We start from the raw sequence: 1,019 nt of genomic DNA, 5'->3' as shown, positions 1-1,019 counted from the left end.
TTGTATCTATTTAATAGTTTGTTATATCTTTTTGAGGTGTACTGGAATCCTTGATCGCTATGTAATAGGAGTCCTTTCACATCTCTTTTTTTTATGGCTTCTTTTACTGTATCAGCTACTAGTTTAAGATCATTTCTTTCACTTATTTTATATGAAATAATCTCATTGTTATAAAGGTCTAGTATCGAAGATAAATAGAGTTTCTTTCCATTAAATAGTAGATAAGTTATATCTGTTACCCATTTTTCATTTGGGCGTGTAGCTGAAAATTCTCTGTTTAAATAGTTCTCTGAAACGACATATTTTTCTTTTCGTCCAAAGTGCTTCCACTTCTTTTTCCGTATCTTCGCTTGAATTCCATTCGCTTTCATTAAACGATAAATTCTCTTATGATTAACTCTCAAACCATACGTCTTTTTAAGCCAAGTTTGAACTCTTGGGTAACCGTAGCTCCAATTAATATCAGGATCTTGTTGGCATTCAATAATCTTAGTTACGATAGATTGATCATCCAAATCCTTATCTGTTGGGTTATCTTGGCGTTTGAGCCATTTGTAATAGCCACTTTTTGAAACACCTGCTATCTTACATAACATGATGATGGTAAATTGATCCGTAAGCTCATGAATTATTTTGTATTTTAACGATTTTTCTTTTCCGGTATCATCCCCCTTTTCGCAGCTAAGAGCTTTTTTAAATAGGCATTCTCTGCTTCTAATCGACTTATTTTTTCTGTATCACTTTCGTAGTCTTTTTTAGCTCTACCTTTAAGTGGGTTACGAGATGTTCCTCTCTTTTCCTCTAACCCTTGAATTCCTTCTCTTTTATAGTGAGCTATCCATCTTTGGACAGTTGTAAATCCAATCCCTAACTCTTTGGAAATTGATCTAATACCCATATCTTCCTTTTGGTATAAATTAATCGCTTTTAGCTTAATTTCTTTTGTATAGGTTGTTCTAATTTTCCCCATGAAAAAATCCCCTCCATAGAAGACAGTACAATCCTTTCTTTTTACTGTC

At 33.1% G+C, this 1,019-nt stretch carries 2 protein-coding genes; both read right to left on the bottom strand.

The window, feature by feature from the left end; all coding sequences use genetic code 11:
* The coding region (locus I7822_RS29420) for an IS3 family transposase (protein ID WP_207982560.1) at nucleotides 1–719 on the bottom strand (719 nt) is incomplete at its 3' end.
* On the bottom strand, nucleotides 641–1,019 hold a 379-nt coding region (locus I7822_RS29415), incomplete at its 5' end, for a helix-turn-helix domain-containing protein (RefSeq protein WP_307847923.1). The genes I7822_RS29415 and I7822_RS29420, both read right to left, overlap by 79 nt.

Origin of the sequence: Metabacillus bambusae, assembly GCF_017497975.1 — a bacterium.
Classification (GTDB): Bacteria; Bacillota; Bacilli; order Bacillales; family Bacillaceae; genus Metabacillus; species Metabacillus bambusae.
Note: the sequence above shows the minus strand (reverse complement) of the source record. Positions and strands in the feature narration are given on the sequence as shown.